The organism is Sinorhizobium sp. CCBAU 05631, assembly GCF_002288505.1.
GTDB lineage: Bacteria > Pseudomonadota > Alphaproteobacteria > Rhizobiales > Rhizobiaceae > Sinorhizobium > Sinorhizobium fredii_C.
In genome coordinates this window covers 2,404,517-2,422,281 of the sequence record NZ_CP023063.1, presented here as the reverse complement: position 1 = coordinate 2,422,281, position 17,765 = coordinate 2,404,517, and the positions used below count along the sequence as shown (strand labels likewise).

Sequence of the window (17,765 nt, the reverse complement as noted above, 5' to 3'; positions counted from 1 at the left end):
TCGAGGCGTGAGCGGATTTCTCTGGCCGGAGCGGTGTTCGGGGTCGCGCTTCGGCCTGTCGGCCGCTCAATCCTCACGCCATCTGCATGGCGCCGGGGCCGGGGGTGGCTTTGGCCGGCACCTTGCCCATGATGATCATGCCGAGCACCTCGTCCTTGGTGACGTCCTCGGTGCGGGCGTGGCCGACGACCTGGCCGTTCTTCATCACCGAGACGCGGTCGGCGAGGTCGAAGACGTCGTGGATGTCGTGGCTGATCAGGAAGATGCCGATGCCCTCGCGCTTCAGCTGCTTGATGAGCTCGCAGACCTGCGCTGTCTCCTGGGGCCCAAGCGCCGCGGTCGGCTCGTCCATGATCAGGATGCGGGCGTTGAACAGGATGGCGCGGGCGATCGCCACCGACTGCCGCTGGCCGCCGGAGAGCGCCTTCACCGGCTCCTTGAAGCGCTGGAAGTTGGGGTTGAGGCGGCCCATCACCTCGCGCGCCTTCGCCTCCATCGCCACGTCGTCGAGCGTGCCCCAGGGGGTGCGCAGCTCCCGGCCGAGATAGAGGTTGGCGGCGGCATCGACATTGTCGGCGACGGCGAGCGTCTGGTAGATCGTCTCGATGCCGTATTTCTTGGCGTCGCGCGGGTTGCTGATGTCGGCCGGCTCACCGTTGATCAGGATCTCGCCGGCATCGCGCCGGTAGGCGCCGGCGAGAATCTTGATCAGCGTCGACTTGCCGGCGCCGTTATGGCCGAGAAGGGCGACGACCTCGCCGGGATAGAGGTCGACGGAGGCGTTGTCGACCGCGTGGATGCCGCCGAAGGAGATGGAAATGTTCTTCATTTCCACGAGCGGAGTGCGTTGTTCAGTCATTGTTCGAACTCCTGATTACTTGGCGCGGGCGCGGTAGACGGTGTCGAGCCAGACGGCGGTGACGAGCACCATGCCGACGACGATCCGCTGCAGCGGCGAGTCGATGCCGAGCAGCACCATGCCCGACTGCAGCGACTGCATGACGAGAGCGCCGAGCATGGCGCCGGCGATCGTGCCCATGCCGCCGGCAAGCGAGGTGCCGCCGATGACGGCCGCCGCGATCGTATAAAGCTCGTCGAGCTCGCCCTGCGCATTGGTGGCGGCGTTGAGGCGGGCCGTCGAGATCGCCGCGGCAACGGCGCAGAGCATGCCCATCAGCGCGAAAATCCGGACCGTGACCCAGCGGGTCTTGATGCCGGCGAGCTCGGCCGCTTCCGGGTTGCCGCCGAGCGCGAAAACGTAGCGGCCGAAGCGCAAGCGCGTCGAGATGAAGGTCATGATAATGCCGATCAGGATGGCGATCAGCACGGGAATGGCAATCCCGTGGGCAATGAAAAGGCCGCCGTCCGGCCAGGCGATGCCGTTGGCGTCGGCGTATTTGCGGGCGATGTTGACCGGCCAGCCGTAGTTATTGGCGATCGCCACTGCGCCGAGCACGAGGGCGCAGCCGACCGCCGACAGGAAATACTCGGCCCAGATCGGGCGACGCGGAAATCCGAAGCGTTTGCGCTGCCTGCGCGAGTGGATGATGCTGCCGACGATCGCGACGCAGGCGATGAGGCCGACGATCCAGCTCGCCGTCGCGCCGATCGAGCCCTCGGTGCCGCCGCCCATCAGGCGGAAGGTGGAATCCATCGGCGCCACGGTGCGGCCGCTCGTCACGAACCAGGTGGCGCCGCGCCAGACGAGCAGCCCGCCGAGCGTGACAATGAAGGACGGCACGTTGAGGAAGGCGATGATCACGCCGTGCAGCGCGCCGATCGCGGCGCCCAGCAACAGGCCGGCGAAGAGGGTGATGATCCACGTGGCCGGATGGTTGAAGCCGAGGAGCTGCGGCAAGAGCTCCGCCTGCAGCACGCCCATGATCATGCCGACGAAGCCGAGAATCGAGCCGACCGAGAGATCGATGTTGCGCGTGACGATGACCAGCACCATGCCGGTCGCCATGACGGCGATCGAGGCTGTCTGCACCGACAGGTTCCAGAGGTTGCGCGACGTCAGGAACAGGCCGCCGGACAGAAAATGGAAGCCGATCCAGATGATCAGCATCGCGCCGATCATGCCGAGCAGGCGCGTATCGATTTCGGTGGCGCGGAAGAAGCGCTTCACCGGGCTTTCCTCCGCGCTGCGGGTGCGGTTGAAATGTGCGGTATGTGTCGTATCGGCCATGGCCGCCGTCCCCCACTTGTTTTCATGCATTTGCCGGTCGTTTGCGCGGCGTGCCGCTATCATAGCACCGTGCGGCCAGACCATTCCGACCTCATGCAAACGCCGCAACGGGTTCCGTTGCGGCGTTTTGAGGTCACTTCAAACGTCCGTCCGTCACTTGCAGGCGGCGACGGAGTCGGCAGCCACGCCCTGGCAGGCGGCATCCTTGGAGATCCAGCCGGCGTCGATGACGACGTTCAGATTGTCCTTGGTGATCGCCATCGGTGCCAGGAAGACGGACTTCATGGCGACGCCCTTCGGTCCGCCGTTGAAGGTCTGAACGCCTTCGATCTCGTCCATCGTTTTGCCGCCGGCGAGTGCTGCGGCGATTTCTGCCGCCTTCTTGCCGAGCTCACGGGCGTCCTTCCAGACGGAGACGGTCTGCGTGCCGAGCGCCACGCGGTTGAGCGCCGCATGGTCGCCGTCCTGGCCCGAGACCGGAACGGAGCCGGCAAGGCCCTGGGCCGAAAGCGCTGCGATCGCGCCACCGGCGGTGCCGTCGTTGGAGGCGACGACCGCATCGACCTTGTTGTCGTTGGCGGTCAGGAACTGCTCCATGTTCTTCTGCGCATTTTCCGGCTTCCAGCCGTCCGTATAGGCTTCGCCGACATTCTTGACCTTGCCGGCGTCGACGGCTTCCTTCAGCACTTCCATCTGGCCGGCGAAGAGGAAGTCGGCGTTCGGATCGGAGGATGAGCCCTTGATGAAGACGAAATTGCCTTCCGGTTTCGCCTTGAACACTTCGCGGGCCTGCATGCGGCCGACTTCCTTGTTGTCGAAGGTGATGTAGAAGGCCGCCGGGTTCTCGATCAGGCGGTCGTAGCCGACGACCGGAATGCCTTCCGCGGTGGCCTTTTCGATTGCCGGGGCAATGGCATCGGAGTCCTGCGCAAGCACGATCAGCGCGTTGGCGCCCTGGGCGATCAGCGATTCGATGTCGGTGAGCTGCTTGGCGGCAGAGGACTGCGCGTCAGCGGAAATATATTTGTCGCCGGAGGCTTCGAGCGCTGCCTTGATGGCCGCCTCGTCGGTTTTCCAGCGCTCTTCCTGGAAGTTCGACCAGGAAACGCCGACGACGAGGTCCTTGGCGACCGCTGCGGAATGCATGGACGCGATGATGGCAGCCCCTGCCATCAGCTTCAAAATGGATTTCATTCTATCCTCCCAAGTGGCAGCGCCGCGCGCACGAACCTCCCGCACGCATCCCCGACGAGCCGTGAACTGCTGTCGCAAAGAGCGCTGCCACAGGTGCAAGGCTTTTTTCTCGACAGTCGAGAAAATAAATGTCAGAGTTTTGGAAGGCTGTCAACAAGGCCCGTAACGTCTTGTTTCGCCAGTCAACAGGTGCTTTGAGAGGGCATGTGATCGCGCAATCCGCCAAGCCCAGGGACGTGCAATGCTGACCAAAACGAGCACCGAAGCCGTGCGTCAGCAAAACACTGCGCTCGTCCTTTCTGCGCTTCGGCGAAAGGGCGCGCTGTCCCATACGGAGATTGCCGAGCAGACCGGCCTTGCCTCGGCGACGATCTCCGTCATCACCGCCGAACTGGAACGGTCGGGGACGATCGCCAAGACCGAGCAGCATGTTCAAGGGGGCAGGGGGCGGCCGCGCGTTCTCTTTGCGCAGCGGCGGGACTGCGGCTACGTGATCGTCGTGCGGATCTCCTCCGACATCGTTCAATATTCGCTGGCCGACTATGGCGGCGTGCTCCTCGATCGCTTCGAGGAGGCGCGAAGCCATGACGCCGGCGACGCGGTGGCTTTCGGCCAGGGTTTCCTGGCGGCGCTCGAGCGTCTGCTGCAGCGCTCGCGCATTGAGAAAGAGCGGGTGCTTGCCGTTTCGATCAGCAGCAAGGGGCTGGTGGCGGGCGACGGGGCGCGGCTCCTCTGGTCGCCGGTCTTCGGCCGCCAAGAACTCGATTTTTCGAAACTGCTCGGGCCCGATTGGCGGGCCCGGATCATGCTCAGCAACGAGACACTGCTCGTCGCCCAGGCGCTGGCGGCCAAGGCGGAAGAAAAGGGCGACGCCTTCAAGGGGCTGGCGGCCGTCTCACTCGGCCACAGCATCGGTCTCGGTCTTGCCCGAAGGGGGCGGTCGGGCGAACTCGACGTTTCCGCGCCGAATTTCGGGCACATGCTGCACGCCTCCTCCGCCGGCCTCTGCCGCTGCGGCTCCCATGGCTGCATCGAGGCCGCTGCCGGCTTCTACGGCATTCTGCGCGCCGCCTTCGAGGTGCCGTCCGACACGATTCCCGCGAAATTCGTGCCGCTTGCCGAAATGGACAAGATCGCCACCGGTGCGCGTCAGGGCCAGCGCATGCCCGGCTATGCCTTCCGCCAGGCCGGCATCGCGCTCGGCAACGGCATTTCGCGCATGCTGAGCCTCTACGAGCCGATGCCGATCTACGTCACGGGTCAGGGGACGCGCTATTTCGATCTGCTGCAAAAGGGGGTTGAGGAGGGGCTTGCGCAATCCTTGCAGGTTCGCCTCGAAGGCCTGCCGGAGATCACCGTCGTCGGCGACGAGCAGCGGCTTGTCTTCGCCGGCCATCTCGACCGGGCCTTGAGCGCCGTCGACAGCGACATCACCGCCGCCGGGCATGCCTAGGTCTTTCGAGACACCGCTAAACATTCCAGAGGCGAATTATCATACTGGTGCAATTTACAGTTATTTAGCGTCTGCTTGCCAAGCTGTTTCCGGGACGGGAGACGGCCATGTTCTCAGTAATTGCATGCATAAGCGATCGTCACGACTGGCGCCTGGTTGCGGTGGCGGCGATCGTCTGTCTGGCCGGCAGCGCGGCGACGATGCTGCTCTTGCAGCGCGCCGAGCGCAGCGAGGGCCTCCAGCGGCACCTCTGGACCGCAGCCTGCGCCTGTGCCTGCGGCGTCGGGGTCTGGTCGACGCATTTCATCGCTATGCTCGCCTATGATGGTGGCGTGCCTATTGCCTACGACGCCTGGGGTACGTTGTTTTCGGCGCTGGTCGCGGTGGTCGCCTCCGGGCTCGCCTTTGCGACCGCCCTTCTCGGCACGTCCCGCTACGCCTTCCCCGGCGCCGGCATTTTCCTCGGCCTCGGCATCGCCGCCATGCATGTAACGGGCATGCGCGCCGTCGAGACGCAGGCGCGCATCGAATTCGATCCGCAAATGGGTTTCGCCGCCGTCCTCTTCGGGCCGCTGATCGCCGGCTTTGCGCTCCATGCCTTTCAGGCTCTCGGCGGCGTGCGCAAGCTGGTCGTTCCGACGCTGCTGCTCGTGCTGGCGATATGCGTCCTGCACTTCACCTCGATGAGCGGCGTCACCCTGGTGCCCGATCCGAGCGCGGCGGCAGCGGACGCCTTCGATCCCGTCTGGCTCGCCGGCGGTGTCGTCGTGGCTTCGACGACGCTGATCCTCACGGCGCTGGGCGCGCTGTTCATCGATCGGCATTTGACCGACCTGCGCGGCCTCGCCAACGCCTCGCTCGAAGGGATGGTGATCGTCTGCAACGGCAGGATCATCGATGCGAACGAGCGGTTTGTCGGCCTCTGTGCCACAAAGTTGGCCGATCTCATCGGCAGAAGGCCTGAAGAGCTCTTCGCGCCACCGCAGGGGCGCGAAGCGCGCGAGCGCCAGATCGATGATGGTCCCGCGGAGGTCGAACTCCTCCGTGCCGACGGGTGGCATGTGCCGGTCGAGCACCTCTGCCGGACGATCGAATACCGCGGCCGGCAATCCGACGTGATCTTCGTGCGCGACCTCAGCGCCCGAAAGGAGGCCGAGCGGACCATCGAGCATCTCGCCCACCATGACGCGCTGACGGATCTTTCCAACCGCAGTTCCTTCGAGAGGCGGATGAACCAGGCTCTGGCGGTCGCCGCCGCGAGAAACGAACAGCTCGCGATCTTCTGTCTCGACCTCGACCGGTTCAAGGCCGTCAACGACATATTCGGCCATGGCGAAGGCGATCGGATCCTGCGCAAGGTTGCCGATATCCTGCGTGCCGCTGCGGGCGAGGCCGATTCGATCGCGCGGCTCGGCGGCGACGAATTCGCCATCCTGCAGACCGGCGCCGCGCAGCCGGAAGCGGCGCGGCAATTGTCGGACCGCATCCTCAGGCTCTTCGCCGAGGAGATGGATACCCACCGCGATCCGATGGCCGTCGGCGTCAGCATGGGCGTGGCGATCTACCCCGGCGACGGCGCGACGGCAGAGCGGCTCTGCAACAATGCCGATACGGCGCTCTACCGGGCCAAGCAGACGGGCAAGGGCATCGCCTGCTTCTTCGATGCGGAAATGGACGAGGCGGTGCGCTCGCGCCGTCAGATGGAGAGCGACCTCCGGCACGCGATCCTCAGGCATCAGCTGTTCCTCGAATACCAGCCGCTCGTCGATGTCCGTGACGATCGGGTGGTCGGATACGAGGCGCTGCTGCGCTGGAGACATCCGGAGCGCGGGCTTGTCGGGCCGAATGTCTTCATCCCGATCGCCGAGGAAAGCGGTTCGATCATCCAGATCGGCGAATGGGTGCTGGAACAGGCCTGCGCCGAAGCGGTCCGCTGGACGGAGCCGCTGCCGGTCTCCGTCAACATCTCGCCGGTCCAGTTCCTCGTGCCGAGCCTTTTCGACCAGATCGCCGGCATCCTGCGACGCACAGGCCTCGAGCCGCGGCGGCTGGAACTGGAACTCACCGAGGCGGCGCTGCTGCACAACCGGGAAGACGTGCTGGCGGCACTCGTGCGGCTTCGGCTGCTCGGCGTGCGGATCGTCATGGACGATTTCGGTACGGGACATTCGTCGCTCGCCAACCTGCAGACCTTCCCCTTCGACAAGCTGAAGATCGATTGCAGCTTCACGGCGGCGCTCGACAAGGACCCGGCCGCCCATGCGATCATCCGGGCGATCATCGCGCTCGGCCATAGTCTCGACCTGCCGGTCGTGACCGAGGGCGTCGAAACCGAGCGGCAGAAGCAGATCATCGTCGAGGAGGGGTGCCGGCAGGTTCAGGGGTTCCTCACCGGCCGGCCGGGACGTGCGCCGAGTGCCAGAGCGAATGTGTCATCGGACGCTCCAGTGCTCCGGTCAGTCGAGGCGTAGTCTGCCTGTTGCAGTCAAATGGGTTTCGACGGAGACTTTCTTTTCGCCCTCATTCCTGTGCTTGTCACAGGAATCCAGCAGCTCCGCGTCTGCGGCGCGGAGGAGTCTTACAGCCCAAGGACTTGGGCGGACTGGATTCCTGTGACAAGCACAGGAATGAGGGTGTGGAGGTGAAGCCATGCCGTACCGCAACCGAGGGGCGGCAGACGCTGTCGTGTAGTGCGCCGTCTGACACGGCGTCGCCAAAAAACAAAGGCCAGGAACGCCCGGCCTTTGTCCCTTCAGATTGCCTGAGCTTCAGGCGACGCTGATCTGGCGCTTTTCGGCGACAGAGCGGACGGCCGCATCGGCAAGGGCGAGGGCGGCAAGCCCGTCCTTGCCGGACGGGGTGATTTCCGCGCCTTTCTCGATCGCGGCGATGAAGCTTTCGATCTCGTTCGCATAGGCTTCGGTGTAGCGCGTCATGAAGAAATCGTGCAGCGGCGGGCGCGTATAGCCCTCGCCGGTGGCGATCTCGATCGAGACCGGTCGCTGGTTCTCGGCCGAAACGGCGCCCTTCGAGCCGTGCACCTCGATGCGCTGGTCGTAGCCATAGGTGGCGCGGCGCGAGTTGGAGATGACCGCCTGCTTGCCGGATGCCGTCTGCAGAATGACGGAGACGCTGTCATAGTCGCCCGCTTCGCCGATCGCCCTGTCGACGAGCACGGCGGCGGTCGCCGTCACCGAAACTGGCTCCTCGCCGAGCAGGAAGCGCGCCATGTCGAAATCATGGATGGTCATGTCGCGGAAGATGCCGCCCGAGCGCTTAATGTAATCGACGGGCGGGGCGCCCGGATCGCGCGAGGTGATCGTCACCATTTCGACGTCGCCGATAGTGCCGGCGTCGATCGCCTTGCGCACGGCCATGAAATGCGGGTCGAAGCGGCGGTTGAAGCCGACCATCAGCTTCGCCCCGGTTTCGGAGACCACCTCGAGGCAGGTCTTGACGCGATCGACGTCGAGGTCGACCGGCTTCTCGCAGAAGATCGCCTTGCCGGCCCGGGCGAAGCGCTCGATCAGGTCGGCATGGGTGTCGGTCGGCGTGCAGATGACGACGGCATCGATGTCGGAAGCGACCTCGATCGCCTCGATGGTGCGAACCTCGCAGCCATAGGCCCCGGCGATTGCCTCCGCCGCTGCCGGAAAGGCATCGGCAACCGCGACAAGGACGGCATCGGGATTGCCGCTGACGGCTTTCGCGTGAACCTTGCCGATCCGTCCGGCGCCCAGAAGACCAAATCTCACTGTCATCTTCGTCTCTCTCAAATTCCGGTTCCAGACCGGGTGGGTGCGCAATGATATTGACGCTCATCGCACAGAGGCGTTGCGGGCGCGATGGCGTCCGCGGGATTAGATCGATGAGAGGGGTAGCAGTCGTTCCTCCCACGCCGTCACGTCCGATCCAGCACCCTGCCTCGTTGCACACGGATCAAATCGGAATGAAACGGCCAACTCTTTCATTTTCAGAATGTTTATTCCATTCGCGGCGCTGGCGTCAAGCGGAGACGACGGCTGTCGATCCCGCCGTTCGTCTTCACGGCGCCCTTTTCCAACGCCGACAATTGCCGAACAATTTGTCCTTTAGTCGGTATCGATCCGAAGAATTTTGCGATAGACGGAGAGGCGAGGCGCTGAGTGTCGTCAGAGGCAATGTCATGATCAAATTCATCGATCCGGATCACCCGTTCTACCGGCCCCTGTGGATCCGCCTGCTTATCGTTGCCCTCTGTGTGGTGTGGACGGCTGTCGAGTTCTATGGCGGCCAGATGATGTGGGCGACGATCTTCCTCGTCGTGACCGCCTATGCCGGAGCGGCGCTGCTGATCTTCTACAAGCCGAAGCAGGCCGAGGAAAAAGGAACCGGCGTGGGTGAGGAGCCGAAGTAGCGGCTAGCTCACTGCTCGAGCCGTCGCGACGCTTCGTCGATCAACATGTTGGCAAGCTTCATGCGGATGGTGGCATTCGCCCGGAACTCCGGCGGCAGCCGGTCTGGATGGTTCATGGCGGCAAATCGGCGGCGCTTGGCGGCGAGCGTCAGCCCGGTCTCCCCTTCGCCGAGATCAAGTTCGGCCGCCACATCGGCGAGGCTCGTGCGCCGCAGGTGGTCGGGCATCACCGGCGGTTCTTCGCTGCGTTCGGCCGGCGCGAGGTCCATGTAGGCCCTCTCTACGGCGGCGAAGGGGGCGGTCGTCCGCGCCGGCGTCTCGACGACGAATGCCGGCGAACGGCCGAACGGCGATTGCGGGCGTTCGCGCGCCGTGTCTTCCCCGTCCGCCTCCGTGTCGTCCGGTAGCGCCTGCTCGGCCCTCAGGCGCTCGAGTACCGATTGAAACACCGACATGCCGAACATGGCGACTCCCGTGATCTGCCGCGCGCGAGGAGCGCGTGCGAGCCGAACGATCTTGCCGGTCGAGAATTATGCGGGGCTGATCACGTGCGGCTCTGCTTGAGGATCAGGTCGTAGAGCAGTTTCGCGCTCGGGGGGAGCGCCCGGCCCTCGGCGGTGATCAGGCCATAGGGCTTGATGCGGATCGGGAACTCAGTCGACAGGATCCGGATTTCGCCGGCCTGGGTGCCGTTGCCGGCGACGAGCTTCGCCACGTCGAGCGCGACCGGGGCGATGGCGTTGGTGTTGCGGACGATCGACAGGGTGAGGATGATCGAGGATGTGTTGATGACGGTCGAAGGCAGGCGCACGCCGGCCGAGATGAAACTGTCCTCGACGGCGCGGCGCAACAGCGTCCCCGGCGGCTGAAACACCCAGTCATAACCCGGCAGGTCGTCGGCGCCGGCGGAGGCGTGGTCGAGAAGCGGGTGGCCCTGGCGGACAATCAGACAGACCTCCTCGAAGCCGATTTCGACCAGGTTGAAGAGCCGGGGATTGAGGTCGTCCGGGATACGGCCGACGACGAAGTCGTGGCGTGCCGCAAGCAGCTCGCGCGTCAACACGTTGCTGTTGTCGATCTGTACATTGATCTCGATGCCGGGATAGGCCGTCGACACCTGGCGGATTGCAGGCACGGCGAGGTTGAGGGCGGGGCCGGTGACGGAGCCGAGCGACACCGAGCCGCCGCTCCCCGTCTTCAATTCGGTGATTTCGCGCGCGGCTTCGCGCAATTCGAGAAAGATCGTCCGTGCCCGCCGCGCGAGCGCTTCGCCGTAGCGGGTCAATTCGACTCCGCGGGCCACCCGCGCACAGATCGGGGCCTTCACGATCGCCTCGATTTCGGCGAGCATGCGCGAGGCGGCCGGCTGGGAGACGCCGAGCGATTCGGCCGCGGCGCTGATGCGGCGATGGTCGTCGATCGCCAGGACCAGCCGCAGGTGGTTGATCTTCAGTCCCGACCGGAAAAGGCCGGTGTCGAAGGACTCGCCGGCCGGGGTCGCGACGCTGGGCTTGCTGTCGAGGGTCATTGTTCGGCCCCGCTATTCAAGAGATTCATAAATCACACTCTTTAAGAGTCGTATATCAATTTTGATATGTATGCAAAGCGATATTGTATTTGACAGTTATGGCAATTGATTCCAGTTTCCACCCATGTGCGCCAGCGCATGCGGGAGTATGCTAAGACAGGGAGGACCTTCCTTTATCTTGAAACGCCGCCGGGGACGATCTCTCCGGGCAGGCGAATCGCTGCGCATATGACGGGGGCTCCGGCCGCCGGCTTCAACACTCAGGGAGAGATCTGATGAAACTGATTACTTCGCTTCTCGCCGCCGCGGCGATGTCCGTCGCAGCCTTCGCTGCGCCGGTATTTGCCCAGGACAAGGGCACGGTCGGCATTTCCATGCCGACGAAGACGTCGACCCGCTGGATTTCCGACGGCGAAACCATGGAGAAGCTGTTCAAGGAAGCCGGCTACACGCCGGACCTGCAGTTCGCCGACGACGACATTCCGAACCAGCTCGCGCAGATCGAGAACATGGTGACGAAGGGTGCGAAGGTTCTCGTCATCGCCGCCATCGACGGCACGACGCTCTCCGACATACTGCAGAAGGCAGCAGACGCCGGCGTCAAGGTCATCGCCTACGACCGGCTGATTCGCGACTCCGGCAACGTCGACTACTACGCCACCTTCGATAACTTCCAGGTCGGCGTGCTGCAGGCCACCTCGCTCGTCCAGGGCCTGAAGCTCGATGAAGCCAAGGAGCCGAAGAACGTCGAACTGTTCGGCGGTTCGCCGGACGACAACAACGCCTTCTTCTTCTATGACGGCGCGATGTCGGTTCTGCAGCCGCTGATCGACAGCGGCAAGATCGTCGTGAAGTCCGGCCAGATGGGCATGGACCAGGTCGGTACGTTGCGTTGGGACGGTGCTGTTGCCCAGTCGCGCATGGAAAACCTGCTCTCGTCCACTTACACCGATGCCAAGGTCGATGGCGTTCTGTCGCCCTATGACGGCCTGTCCATCGGTATCATCTCGGCCCTGAAGGGCGTTGGCTACGGCTCCGGCGACATGCCGATGCCGATCGTCACCGGCCAGGACGCGGAACTGCCGTCGGTCAAGTCGATCCTTGCCGGCGAACAGTACTCCACGGTCTTCAAGGACACCCGCGAACTCGCCAAGGTGACCGTCGGCATGGTCAATGCGATCATGGATGGCAAGGAGCCGGAAGTGAACGACACCAAGACCTATGAAAACGGCGTCAAGGTCGTTCCGTCCTACCTGCTGAAGCCGGTTTCGGTCGACAAGACCAACGCCAAGGACGTTCTCGTCGGCTCCGGCTACTACACGGAAGACCAGATCAACAACTGATCTTGCTCGAGGGGTCTGCGGCTGACCGCGGACCCTTTCGCCTGATGCGACGTGCATCCTTGCAGACGCATAATAGTCGCTGTGATAATTTGAACTGCTCATGGGGACCCCGGATCCTAACCGATCCGGGGGCCGTGCAGCGGGTGGAAGCCAGCAGTCTCTCGCAGATTGCCGCTGGAATAGCTGAATATGGACAATATCATTCTTGAAATGCGGGGCATCACGAAGACGTTCCCGGGCGTCAAGGCGCTGGACAATGTTTCGTTCAAGGTCCGCGAGGGCGAGATTCATGCCCTGGTCGGCGAAAACGGTGCCGGCAAGTCGACCCTGATGAAGGTGCTGAGCGGCGTCTATCCCGCCGGCACATATGAGGGCGAGATCCATTATGACGGCGAGGAGCGCCGCTTCAGCACGATCGCCGACAGCGAAGAACTCGGCATCATCATCATCCATCAGGAACTGGCGCTCGTTCCGCTGCTGTCGATCGCCGAGAATATCTTCCTCGGCAACGAGATCGCCAACAAGGGCGTCATCCATTGGCCGCAGACCTTCTCCCGGACGCAGGAACTGCTCAAGAAGGTCGGCCTCACAGAATCGCCGGCGACGCTGATCACCGATATCGGCGTCGGAAAGCAGCAGCTGGTGGAGATCGCCAAGGCGCTTTCCAAGAAGGTCCGGCTGCTGATCCTCGACGAACCGACCGCATCCCTCAACGAAACCGATTCCGACGCGCTTCTGAAGCTGCTCATGGAGTTTCGCAACCAGGGCATGACGTCGATCATCATCTCGCACAAGCTGAACGAGATCAAAAAGGTCGCCGATCAGATCACCATCCTGCGCGACGGCGGTACGGTGGAGACGCTCGACTGTCACAAGGAAGACATCAGCGAGGACCGGATCATCAAGGGGATGGTCGGGCGGGCGATGGAAGACCGCTACCCGCCGCGCGAACCGAAGATCGGCGACACGCTGCTCGAGGTGAAGAACTGGAACGTTTACCACCAGCACCACCGCGACCGGCAGTTCCTGCACGATGTCAGCTTCAAGGTGCGCGCCGGCGAGGTCGTCGGCATCGCCGGCCTGATGGGCGCCGGCCGCACCGAGACGGCGATGAGCATCTTCGGCAAGTCCTGGGGCCACAAGATCACCGGCGAGGTGACGATGCGCGGCCAGCCGGTGGATGTCAGCACGATTCCGCGGGCGATCAAGGCGGGCCTTGCCTATGTAACCGAGGACCGCAAGCAGCTGGGACTCGTGCTGATCAACAACATCAAGGAGAACACCACGCTTGCCAATCTGAGCGCGGTGGCCGCCAACGGCATCATCGACGAGCGCCAGGAGAGGAAAGTCGCCTCCGACTACCGCTCGAAGCTCCGGATCCGTTCGCATTCGATCTACCAGGAGGCGGTGAACCTTTCGGGCGGCAACCAGCAGAAAGTCGTGCTGTCCAAGTGGCTGTTCACCAACCCCGAAGTCCTCATACTCGACGAGCCGACCCGCGGTATCGACATCGGCGCGAAATATGAGATCTACACCATCATCAACCAGCTCGCAGCCGAGGGCAAAGGCATCCTGATGATCTCGTCGGAAATGCCGGAACTGCTCGGAACCTGCGATCGCATCTATGTCATGAACGAGGGCCGCATCGTGGCGGAGCTTTCCAAGGAGGAAGCAAGTCAGGAATCCATCATGCGCGCCATCATGCGTTCAGGGGAGAAACACTAATGGTCGCCGATACGAGCACCCACACCACCAAACCGTCGATCGGGGACTACCTCAGGAACAACATCCGCGAATACGGCCTTCTGGTCGCGCTCGTGATCATCATGCTGTTCTTCCAGTTCGTCACCAGCGGCGTCCTCTTCAAGCCGGTCAACATCACCAACCTGGTGCTGCAGAACTCCTTCATCGTCATCATGGCGCTGGGCATGCTGCTGATCATCGTGGCCGGTCACATCGACCTGTCGGTCGGCTCGATCGTCGCCTTCGTCGGGGCGATTTCGGCGATCATGCTGGTCAAATGGGGTCTGCCGGCCATCGTCGTCGTTCCCGCCTGTCTCGTCGTCGGCGGCATCATGGGGGCGGCCCAGGGCTACTGGGTGGCCTACCAGAAGATCCCGTCCTTCATCGTCACGCTCGCCGGCATGCTGGTTTTCCGCGGCATGACCTATGTCGTGCTCGGCGGACGTCCGATCGGTCCGTTCCCGAAGGACTTCCAGATCCTTTCGACCGGCTTCGTTCCTGATTTTCTCTACTTCCTCAACCCGAGCCCGGAGATCGTCAAGAACATGGTGGCCCTCGTGGCGGTGCTGGCTCTCGTCGGCTACGCGATCTATGCCGGCCTGCGCAACCGCCGGATCAACGAGCAGCACGGCACCGAAAACGAGCCCTTCGTGTTCTTCGCCGTTCAGATGGCGGTCATCGGTGTCGTGGCCCTGTTCATCGGCTTCCAGCTTTCGACCTATCGCGGCCTGCCGAACGTCCTCATCGTCATGGGCGTGCTGATCGCCGCCTATACCTTCATCACGACGCGCTCGACGATCGGCCGCCGGGTCTATGCCATGGGCGGCAACGAGAAGGCCACCAAGCTCTCCGGCATCAACACCGAGCGGCTGACCTTCTATGCCTTCGTCAACATGGGCGTGCTGGCGGCGCTTGCCGGCATGATCATCACGGCACGGCTGAATTCGGCGACCCCGAAGGCCGGCGTCGGCTTCGAGCTCGACGTCATCGCGGCCTGCTTCATCGGCGGCGCCTCGGCCTCGGGCGGCGTCGGCAAGATCACCGGCGCGGTGATCGGCGCTTTCATCATGGGCGTGATGAACAACGGCATGTCGATTATGGGTATCGGCATCGACTACCAGCAGCTGATCAAGGGCCTCGTGCTGCTCGCAGCCGTATTCTTCGACGTCTACAACAAGAACAAGGGCAAGGGCTGATCGGGGATCCGGGCAGCTCTCACTGACCACATCATGAACGGGCGGCCGATCATGGCCGTCATAGCTGGGTGGCGCGAGCCACTCTCGAGGCGGAGCATTGCCGTTCGCATTGACAGCAATGCCCGAAGCCAACTCGATCAGGAAGGATAGAGACGTGCTGATTTCCCAAGTCAGGAAGCAAGACGGATCGATTGCAGTCGCAGTGCGGGAGCCGGGCGAAACGGCACGCCTCGTCAAGGACGCGGAAAGCGTCTACGCATTGGCGATGAAGGCGGCGAATGGCGGCAAGGGCCTCCAGGCGGTTATCGATGCCAAGGGCCTCGGAGAGACGATCGACCTCGAGGCGGCCTATGCCGAGGGGCGGATGCTGCCGCCGATCACCCATCCCGATCCGGCGCACCTGCATCTGACCGGCACCGGGCTGACGCATCTCGGCTCCGCCGCGACGCGCGATGCGATGCATAAGAAAACCACCGAGGCGGCCGAAGAGACGCTCACCGACTCGATGAAGATGTTCCGCATGGGGCTCGAAGGCGGCAAGCCGAGGGCTGGCGAAAAGGGCGTGCAGCCGGAGTGGTTCTACAAGGGCAACGGCACCGCCGCGGTCGCCCCCGGCCAGCCGCTCACCTCCCCCTCCTTTGCCGAGGACGGCGGCGAAGAGCCGGAAATGGCCGGCATCTATGTCATCTCCGACAAGGGCATGCCCTATCGTCTCGGTTTCGCGGTCGCCAACGAGTTCTCCGACCATAAGACCGAACGGGTCAATTACCTGTGGCTGGCGCATTCGAAGCTCAGGCAGGCAAGCTTCGGCCCGGAAATCCGCATCGGTGCGGCGCCGGACGACATCCGCGGCACGTCGCGTATCCTGCGCGGCGGCAAGGTCCTGTGGGAAAAGCCGTTCCTCTCGGGCGAAGCCAACATGTCGCACAGCTTCGCCAATCTTGAATATCACCACTTCAAATACGGTCTCTTCCGCGAGCCGGGCGATGTGCATGTGCACATGTTCGGAACCGCGACGCTTTCCTTCGGCGACGGCATACGCACCGAGGCGGGAGACGTCTTCGAGATCGAGGCCAAGGACTTCGGCCTTGCGCTGCGCAATCCGCTGGCGATCGCCCAAGAAGTAGACATCGCCATACATCAGCTCTGATATATCTGCTAAAGCAGCGTCGGGCCGCGACGGGCGGCCCCTTGCGACAAGAAGACAAGGAGGCTGAAGCCCATGACACTTCACCAGAATCTCATTGCCGGCGAATGGGTCGGCAGCGACGGCGTCGCCAATGTCAATCCCTCGAACACCAACGACGTCATCGGCGAATATGCCCGTGCCACCGCCGACGATGCTTCAGCCGCGATCGCCGCGGCCAAGGCGGCGTTTCCGGCCTGGTCGCGCTCCGGCATCCTCGAGCGCCACGCTATCTTGAGAAAGACCGCTGACGAAATCCTCGCCCGCAAGGACGAACTTGGCCGGCTGCTGTCGCGCGAGGAAGGCAAGACGCTCGCCGAAGGCATTGGCGAGACGGTGCGGGCCGGTCAGATCTTCGACTTCTTCGCCGGCGAAGCCTTACGTCTCGCCGGCGAGACGCTGCCCTCGGTGCGTCCGAACATCGGCGTCGAAATCACCCGCGAGGCAGTCGGCGTCGTCGGCATCATCACGCCGTGGAACTTCCCGATCGCCATTCCGGCCTGGAAGATCGCCCCGGCACTTTGCTACGGCAACACCATCGTCTTCAAGCCAGCCGAACTCGTCCCGGGCTGCGCTCACGCGATCGTCGACATCCTGCATCGCGCCGGCCTGCCGAAGGGCGTGCTGAACCTCGTCATGGGCAAGGGCTCGGTCGTCGGACAGGCGATGCTCGAAAGCCCGGATGTCCAGGCGATCACCTTCACCGGATCCGTGGGCACCGGCAAGCGCGTCGCCATGGCCTCGGTCGAGCACAATCGCAAGTTCCAGCTGGAGATGGGCGGCAAGAACCCGTTTGTCGTCCTCGACGACGCCGATCTTCCGGTCGCCGTCGAGGCGGCGGTCAACTCCGCCTTCTTCTCGACCGGCCAGCGCTGCACCGCCTCGTCGCGGATCATCGTCACCGAGGGCATCCACGACAAGTTCGTCGCGGCAATGGGTGAGCGCATGCAAGGCCTCGTCGTCGACGACGCGCTGAAGGCCGGCACCCATATCGGCCCGGTCGTCGACCAGAGCCAGCTGAACCAGGACACCGACTATATCGCCATCGGCAGACAAGAAGGCGCGAAGCTCGCCTTCGGCGGCGAGGTCATTTCGCGCGACACCCCCGGCTTCTATCTGCAGCCGGCGCTGTTCACCGAGGCGACGAATGCGATGCGGATCTCGCGTGAAGAAATCTTCGGGCCGGTCGCCGCGGTCATCCGCGTCAAGGATTACGACGAGGCGCTCGCCGTCGCCAACGACACGCCGTTCGGGCTCTCCTCCGGGATTGCCACGACCAGCCTCAAGCATGCGACGCATTTCAAGCGCAATGCTGAGGCCGGCATGGTGATGGTCAACCTGCCGACCGCCGGCGTCGATTTCCACGTGCCCTTCGGCGGCCGCAAGGGCTCCTCCTATGGCCCGCGCGAACAGGGCAAATACGCCGCCGAATTCTACACAACCGTCAAGACAGTCTACACGCTGGCTTAAGCCCAAGAGCGGGATGAGGAGGCAAGTGCCATCCTCATCCCGCTGCAAAGCCATCGTGCTCCAGCCCG

General features: G+C 63.6%; 14 protein-coding genes. 8 read left to right on the top strand and 6 right to left on the bottom strand.

All coding sequences use genetic code 11. The features are described 5' to 3' along the window. Positions 1-73: 73 nt before the first annotated feature. The 3 genes from SS05631_RS11860 to xylF all read right to left on the bottom strand — a co-directional run bounded on the left by SS05631_RS11860 (position 74) and on the right by xylF (position 3,382). Complete coding sequence (locus tag SS05631_RS11860) at positions 74-859, bottom strand: ATP-binding cassette domain-containing protein (RefSeq protein WP_037414742.1); 786 nt, start codon at positions 857-859, stop codon at positions 74-76. 15 nt (positions 860-874) lie between these two features. Next, positions 875-2,188, bottom strand: coding sequence for a sugar ABC transporter permease (locus tag SS05631_RS11855; protein WP_037414941.1), 1,314 nt, complete (start codon positions 2,186-2,188; stop codon positions 875-877). A gap of 153 nt (positions 2,189-2,341) precedes the next feature. Beyond that, positions 2,342-3,382, bottom strand: a complete 1,041-nt coding sequence (gene xylF, locus SS05631_RS11850; RefSeq protein ID WP_037414744.1) for a D-xylose ABC transporter substrate-binding protein — start codon at positions 3,380-3,382, stop codon at positions 2,342-2,344. 241 nt (positions 3,383-3,623) lie between these two features. Here xylF and SS05631_RS11845 point away from each other — a divergent pair, with 241 nt between their 5' ends. Then, on the top strand, positions 3,624-4,835 hold the full coding sequence (locus SS05631_RS11845; RefSeq protein WP_037414746.1) for an ROK family transcriptional regulator: 1,212 nt from the start codon (positions 3,624-3,626) through the stop codon (positions 4,833-4,835). A 107-nt stretch (positions 4,836-4,942) separates the two neighbouring features. Beyond that, a complete protein-coding gene (locus tag SS05631_RS11840) occupies positions 4,943-7,306 on the top strand; it encodes an EAL domain-containing protein (protein WP_037414749.1) in 2,364 nt (787 codons plus the stop codon). A gap of 297 nt (positions 7,307-7,603) precedes the next feature. On the opposite strand, the gene iolG is transcribed toward SS05631_RS11840, so the two are convergent. Further along, positions 7,604-8,596, bottom strand: a complete 993-nt coding sequence (gene iolG, locus SS05631_RS11835; RefSeq protein WP_037414751.1) for an inositol 2-dehydrogenase — start codon at positions 8,594-8,596, stop codon at positions 7,604-7,606. A 404-nt stretch (positions 8,597-9,000) separates the two neighbouring features. Here iolG and SS05631_RS11830 point away from each other — a divergent pair, with 404 nt between their 5' ends. Next, the gene (locus SS05631_RS11830; RefSeq protein ID WP_037414752.1) at positions 9,001-9,231 is read left to right on the top strand and encodes a hypothetical protein; all 231 of its coding nucleotides are present in this window, start codon (positions 9,001-9,003) and stop codon (positions 9,229-9,231) included. 8 nt (positions 9,232-9,239) lie between these two features. Here the strand turns inward: SS05631_RS11830 and SS05631_RS11825 are convergent, their stop codons facing one another. Beyond that, a complete protein-coding gene (locus tag SS05631_RS11825) occupies positions 9,240-9,695 on the bottom strand; it encodes a hypothetical protein (RefSeq protein ID WP_037414754.1) in 456 nt (151 codons plus the stop codon). Between the two features lie 80 nt (positions 9,696-9,775). Continuing rightward, entirely contained in the window at positions 9,776-10,759 is a 984-nt protein-coding gene (locus SS05631_RS11820; protein ID WP_037414756.1) for a LysR family transcriptional regulator, read from the bottom strand. 275 nt (positions 10,760-11,034) lie between these two features. Here SS05631_RS11820 and chvE point away from each other — a divergent pair, with 275 nt between their 5' ends. From chvE to SS05631_RS11795, 5 genes are all read left to right on the top strand, one after another. Further along, positions 11,035-12,102, top strand: a complete 1,068-nt coding sequence (gene chvE / locus SS05631_RS11815; protein WP_095677981.1) for a multiple monosaccharide ABC transporter substrate-binding protein — start codon at positions 11,035-11,037, stop codon at positions 12,100-12,102. A gap of 189 nt (positions 12,103-12,291) precedes the next feature. After that, complete coding sequence (mmsA, locus tag SS05631_RS11810) at positions 12,292-13,827, top strand: multiple monosaccharide ABC transporter ATP-binding protein (RefSeq protein ID WP_037414762.1); 1,536 nt, start codon at positions 12,292-12,294, stop codon at positions 13,825-13,827. After that, positions 13,827-15,041, top strand: coding sequence for a multiple monosaccharide ABC transporter permease (gene mmsB / locus SS05631_RS11805; RefSeq protein WP_037414764.1), 1,215 nt, complete (start codon positions 13,827-13,829; stop codon positions 15,039-15,041). The genes mmsA and mmsB overlap by 1 nt, the downstream gene beginning before the upstream one ends. A 154-nt stretch (positions 15,042-15,195) precedes the next feature. Next, entirely contained in the window at positions 15,196-16,191 is a 996-nt protein-coding gene (araD1, locus tag SS05631_RS11800; RefSeq protein ID WP_037414943.1) for an AraD1 family protein, read from the top strand. A gap of 72 nt (positions 16,192-16,263) precedes the next feature. Beyond that, a complete protein-coding gene (locus tag SS05631_RS11795; RefSeq protein ID WP_037414767.1) occupies positions 16,264-17,697 on the top strand; it encodes an aldehyde dehydrogenase family protein in 1,434 nt (477 codons plus the stop codon). Positions 17,698-17,765: the final 68 nt, after the last annotated feature.